This is a genomic window from Citrobacter sp. Cpo089 (assembly GCF_030332695.1).
GTDB lineage: Bacteria > Pseudomonadota > Gammaproteobacteria > Enterobacterales > Enterobacteriaceae > Citrobacter > Citrobacter portucalensis.
The window spans coordinates 1-2708 of record NZ_JAOWHJ010000037.1 but is presented as its reverse complement, the minus strand read 5'-3'; the positions used below and the strand labels follow the sequence as shown (position 1 = coordinate 2708).

At 48.6% G+C, this 2708-nt stretch carries 1 protein-coding gene and 2 pseudogenes; all 3 read left to right on the top strand.

All coding sequences use genetic code 11. The features are described from left to right. Positions 1-315 (top strand): annotated as a pseudogene (locus tag OGX92_RS06000) (IS1-like element IS1B family transposase); the annotation flags it as partial. A gap of 16 nt (positions 316-331) precedes the next feature. After that, positions 332-1237: pseudogene (gene wzzB / locus OGX92_RS05995) on the top strand (LPS O-antigen chain length determinant protein WzzB); the annotation flags it as partial. Positions 1238-1318: 81 nt separating this feature from the next. Further along, positions 1319-2676 (top strand): IS3 family transposase gene (locus tag OGX92_RS05990; protein WP_174785198.1). Its coding sequence is split into 2 segments (ribosomal slippage): positions 1319-1781 and positions 1781-2676, totalling 1359 coding nucleotides; the frame shifts between segments, so codons are not numbered across the junction. The last annotated feature ends 32 nt before the right edge of the window (positions 2677-2708 follow it).

Here is a 2708-nt window from a genome sequence, read left to right as displayed (position 1 = left end):
GACAGGCTCCGGAAGACGGTTGTTGCGCACGTATTCGGTGAACGCACTATGGCGACGCTGGGGCGTCTTATGAGCCTGCTGTCACCCTTTGACGTGGTGATATGGATGACGGATGGCTGGCCGCTGTATGAATCCCGCCTGAAGGGAAAGCTGCACGTAATCAGCAAGCGATATACGCAGCGAATTGAGCGGCATAACCTGAATCTGAGGCAGCACCTGGCACGGCTGGGACGGAAGTCGCTGTCGTTCTCAAAATCGGTGGAGCTGCATGACAAAGTCATCGGGCATTATCTGAACATAAAACACTATCAATAAGTTGGAGTCATTACCGTTATGGCGTGGGAAAGTAACAATCGTTATCGCGATTGTTATTGCCATAGTGCTTGCTGTGGGCTATCTGGCAGTTGCTAAGGAGAAATGGACCTCAACAGCCATTATTACTCAACCGGATGTTGGTCAGATCGCCACATATAACAACGCCCTCAATGTGTTGTATGGTGTCAGCGCCCCCAAGGCTACTGAACTGCAGACAAACGTGGTTGGTCGTTTCAGTACTTCTCTCTCTGCATTGGCTGAAACGCTTGATAATCAGGAAGAACCACAGAAACTGTCAATTGAACAATCTGTTAAAGGCCAACCGCTGCCGTTGGCGGTTTCTTATGTGGGTAGCTCACCAGAAGACGCTCAGCGTCAGCTCGCCGAATACATTCAACAAACAGATGAAAAGGTTGCTAAAGAGCTGGAGCTTGACCTGGTTGATAATATCAAGTTGCAAACAACCACGTTGCAAGACTCTCTGAAAACTCAGGAAGTGGTCGCTCAGGAGCAAAAAGATCTGCGAATTAAGCAAATTCAGGAAGCGCTGCGTTATGCCGAGCAGGCCGGGGTGATTAAGCCGCAAATTCAGCAGACGCAGGATGTGACGCAGGACAGTATGTTCCTGTTGGGTAGTGATGCCCTGAAGTCCATGATTGAGCACGAATCTACACGCCCTTTGATATTGTCTGATAACTACTTCCAGACCAAACAAAAGCTGTTGGATATCGAAAGTCTTAAGCTTGAAGGGGCTGAGTTACACGCCTACCGCTATGTGATGAAACCAACGTTACCGATTCGTCGTGACAGCCCGAAAAAAGCGATTACCCTCGTGCTGGCGGTTCTGCTTGGTGGGATGATTGGTGCAGGCGTGGTGCTGGGGCGAAATGCTCTGCGTGGTTACAAAGCCAAAGCTGAGTAAGTCTAAAGCTGACAACAAAAAACCGGGCAGTGAACTGCACCCAAAAAGTTGGACACCCAACGAAGTAAGGTGCAGTTTTTTATGAGCAAGTATTCTCTCAGCTTCAAGCTTGAGGTTGTGCAGCACTATCTTTCCGGGCTGGAAGGACAGGAGGCGACTGCAAAACGTTTTGGTATCGATCACAGTGCCGTTCGTAAATGGTCTGCCGCCTGGAAGCTCCATGGCGAAGCCGGGCTTACAACCCGGCATTTCACCTATTCTCCTGCTTTTAAAGAGTCCGTTATCCTGCATATGCGTGAACACCAGCTGTCTGTTCGCGAAGTCTGTGCAAAATTCACTATCCCTGCCTTTTCCACTGTTAGTCAGTGGGAACGACTGTATGATGAAGGGGGATTAGAAGCCCTTACAGACAGTCGACGCAGGAAAAAAACGATGCCAGAACGCCCTGAGAATCACCCCGTCCCTCCTTTGCAGACCCCCCTTGCTCCGGATGAACGTGAGGAACTTGAACAACTGCGTGCTGAAGTGGCATATCTAAAAAAGCTGCAGGCCTTACTCAGGGAAAGAAGCACGTCAGGACGCGGGATAAAGCGCAGGTCGTGAATGAGTTAAGGCTGAAGTTCCCTCTTGCACGCTTGTTAAAAGCTGCAGGACTGGCAAGAAGCACGTTCTACTGGCAACTGGCCAACGGTAAAAAACCAGACAAATATGCCGATGATAAGCAGCATATTTTAACGCTGTTCCATAAACATAAAGGACGGTATGGATACAGGCGAATCACGCTGGCTGGCCGCCGGGAAGGAAGCTTACTGAACCATAAAACGGTTCAGAGGTTAATGAAGGTGTTAGATTTAACCTGTTGTATCAGAAGGAAGAAATATAACTCTTACAAAGGCCGGCATGGGAAAGTTGCGGGTAATGTACTGAACCGGCAGTTCAGTGTGGATAAACCCAACCAGAAGTGGGTAACAGATGTCACGGAATTTAAAATAAGCGGAGAAAAGCTGTATCTGTCCCCGGTTCTGGATCTGTATAACGGAGAAATAGTAGCGTATCAGATGGAGTCCCGTCCTCTTCTGTCGATGGTGGATAACATGCTGTCGAAGGCTATATCTGTACTGGGCAAAAACGAATACCCGCTGCTCCACTCAGATCAGGGCTGGCAATATCAGATGGCGCATTATCAGAACCGGCTAAAGGAGGCGGGTCTAAAACAGAGCATGTCAAGAAAGGGAAACTGTCATGACAATGCAGTGATGGAGAGCTTCTTCGGCACACTGAAATCTGAGTGTTTTTACCTCACGGAACACAAGAATATCAGCGAGTTGCGCATGGCTATCGATGACTACATCCACTATTACAACCATGAAAGAATAAAACAGAAACTGAAAGGCCTGAGTCCGGTAGAGTACCGAACCCAGGCCCAGATAACCGCTTAAAATAAACTGTCCAACATTATGGGGTCAGTTCA